The organism is Mesorhizobium sp. M2A.F.Ca.ET.039.01.1.1 (assembly GCF_003998035.1).
Taxonomy (GTDB): domain Bacteria; phylum Pseudomonadota; class Alphaproteobacteria; order Rhizobiales; family Rhizobiaceae; genus Mesorhizobium.
Genome location: NZ_RZRY01000737.1, coordinates 1 through 2,920, shown reverse-complemented (window position 1 = coordinate 2,920; position 2,920 = coordinate 1). Strand labels below are relative to the sequence as shown.

At 65.0% G+C, this 2,920-nt stretch carries 2 protein-coding genes and 2 pseudogenes; all 4 read left to right on the top strand.

Annotated elements, in window-relative coordinates; translation table 11 throughout:
• A pseudogene (locus EOA24_RS32805) lies at nt 1-215 on the top strand (LLM class flavin-dependent oxidoreductase); the annotation flags it as partial.
• An 11-nt stretch (nt 216-226) separates the two neighbouring features.
• Entirely contained in the window at nt 227-1,000 is a 774-nt protein-coding gene (locus EOA24_RS32800) for a DUF427 domain-containing protein (protein WP_127257915.1), read from the top strand.
• A 54-nt stretch (nt 1,001-1,054) separates the two neighbouring features.
• Nucleotides 1,055-2,698, top strand: coding sequence for an ABC transporter substrate-binding protein (locus EOA24_RS32795; protein WP_127410518.1), 1,644 nt, complete (start codon nt 1,055-1,057; stop codon nt 2,696-2,698).
• Between the two features lie 31 nt (nt 2,699-2,729).
• Nucleotides 2,730-2,920: pseudogene (locus tag EOA24_RS32790) on the top strand (ABC transporter permease); the annotation flags it as partial.

The following is a 2,920-nucleotide window of genomic DNA, read 5'->3' as shown; positions in this document are numbered from 1 at the left end:
GGTTCGAGGCGGGCGCCGCCGATGGCTTCAACCTGATGTTCCCGCTGCTGCCGGAAGACTGGATCAACTTCGCCGAGCAGGTCGTGCCGGAGCTGCAACGCCGCGGCGTCTTCCCGACCGAATACGCTCCCGGAACGCTGCGCGACCGCTTCGGCCTCGCCCGTCCCGCCAACCGCTTCGCCGAGCAGCGCGCCAATCAGCGCGCCGTGTCCTGAGGAGAGCCGCCATGACCGCCGCACCGAGATTGCAGCCGCGCGAGGCGACCGCGCCGCAGCTGATCAACGTCCTGCACAGCCCCAAGCGCATTCGCGTCAAATTCGGCGGCCGCGTCATCGCCGACAGCCGCAACGTGCTGGTGCTGCGCTCCAACCACTTCCTGCCGATCTATTTCTTTCCGCTGGCGGCGATCGACCAGTCGGTGCTGAAGCCTTCGAAACAAGGCCAGCAGCATCCGGTCGGCGGCGAGACGAAATACTGGGATATCGAAGCGGGCGACAGGCGCGCCGCTGATGCAGCCTGGTCGTTTACCGCTCCGCCCGACGAAAACCTCGCGTCGCTCGCCGGCCGCATAGCCTTCACCTGGAACCTCGTCGACCAATGGTTCGAGGAGGAGGAAGAGGTCTTCGTCCATGCCCGCGATCCCTATGCGCGCATCGACGTGCTGCAGAGCTCCAGCCATGTCGAGATCTGGTTCGACGGTGAGCCGATCGCCGACAGCCGCCGTCCCGTGCTCCTGTTCGAAACGCACCTGCCGACGCGTTTTTATCTACCGCTGGAGGATGTCCGTCTCGACCGGCTGAGGGCCTCGCTGACGAGGACCCGATGTCCCTACAAGGGCATCGCCTCCTATTGGTCGGGCGTGCTCAAGGACGGTTCGCTACGCGAGGACATCGCCTGGGCTTACCGCGATCCGATCGCCGAGATGCCGAAGATCAAGGGGCTGATCGCCTTCTATCCGCAAGCAGTCGACCGCATCCATCTCGACGGCCAGCCGGTCTGATCCGGCCCCGTCGTCGTCACCTCATTTTCAAAACCCTTTTTCACAGAGGCAAAAATGACCAAGCGCAACGAAATCGACGCCCTTCGCAATCTCTCCGGCGACATCTGGAACGTCGCCGTCGACGAATACGCCAAGGGCTACCTCAAGCGCCGCGACCTGTTGAAATACGCCGCGCTCATCGGCCTGACCGGCTTCGCCGCGTCGCAGGGCCTCGGCTTCTCCGGTCAGGCCCGCGCGGCTGCCGCCGGCGGCACCGTCCGCGTCGGGCTTGGCCAGCCGACCAAGGCGATCGATCCGGTCACCGTCACCGATCCGGCCAGCATCGGCGTTCTCAGCCAGGTCGGCGAATATCTGATCCTCGACGATCCCAAGGACGGGCTGCATCCGAAGCTCGCTTTGTCCTGGGAAGCCGACGAGACGGCCAAGCGCTGGACCTTCAAGCTGCGCCCCGGCGTGAAATTCCATGACGGCCGCACCGTCACCGCCAAGGACGTGGTGGCGAGCTTCGAGCGTCTGGTCGATCCGAACAGCGGCTCGTCGGCTCTGTCGGCCTACAAGGGCATCCTGTCCAAGGGCGGCGCCAAGATCGTCGACGACGAGACGGTCGCCTTCGATCTCGACCAGTCGAACTCCAATTTCCCCTTCTATGTCTCCTCCGACGTCTACAACGCCGTGATCCTGCCGGCCGACTATGCCGGCGACTTCGAGAAGAATTTCAACGGCACCGGTCCGTTCAAGCTCGAATCCTTCCGTCCCAAGCAGGGCGCCAGCTTCGTGCGCAATCCCGATTACTGGGGCGACAAGGCGCTGCCCGACCGGGTCGAGATCAAATTCTTCGATGACGAGCAGGCGCAGGTCGTGGCGCTGCAGGCCGGCCAGCTCGACGTCATCCCGAGCACCACGCGCCTCGAGCTGGCGATCGAGGGCAATGCCAACTTCAAGCTGCTCAGCGTCCAGGCGAGCTCGCACGACGCCGTGCATCTCAGGACCGACCAGGCGCCGTTCACCGACAAGCGCATCCGCCGCGCCCTGGCGCTCACCCTCGACCGCGAGGCCATCGTCAAGGGCCTGCTCAAGGGCCGCGCCATCGTCGGCAACGACACGCCCTTCGCGCCCATCTTCCCCTCGGCCGATTCATCGGTGCCGCAGCGCAAGCAGGACATTGCCGAGGCCAAGCGTCTGCTGGCCGAAGCGGGCGTGCCCAACGGCTTCGAGGTGACGCTCACCACCGAACGCGCCTACGACATCCCCGACTACGCCGTGATCATCCAGAACTTTGCCAAGAAGGCCGGCATCGACATCAAGCTCAATGTGCTGCCGCAGGATGCCTATTATGGATCGGCGACCTTCGGCAGCTCGCCATGGCTCGATTCCAATCTCGGCATCACCGATTTCGGCCATCGTGGCACGCCCGACATCTTCCTCAACGCGACGCTGAAGAGCGATGGCGCGTGGAACGCCGCGCATTTCAAGAATGCGGATTATGACGCATTGCTGGTCGAATACGGCAAGGCCCGCGACCTGCAGGCGCAGCGCATCGCGGCCCGCAAGATCCAGACCCTGCTGCTCGACGAGACGCCTGAGATCATCTCCTACTTCTCGCAGTACAGCCGGATCGCCAGTGCGAAGGTCGAGGGCGTGCGCTTCACGGCCATCTCGCATCTCCTGCTCGACCGCGTTTCCTTCGTCCAGGCATGATGCGCAAACGTCAAACCAGCCGGGGCACCGGATGCTGACCGGCCGCACCTTGTCGGCGCGCGCGGCTTCGCTGCTCCTCACGCTATGGCTGGTCAGCGCGCTGGTCTTCCTCGCCGGGCAGGTCCTGCCCGGCGATGTCGCGCGCGTCATGCTCGGTCCCTTCGCCGATGCGCAGGCCGTCGCGGCGCTGAACAGACAGCTCGGCGCCGACCAGCCCGTGCT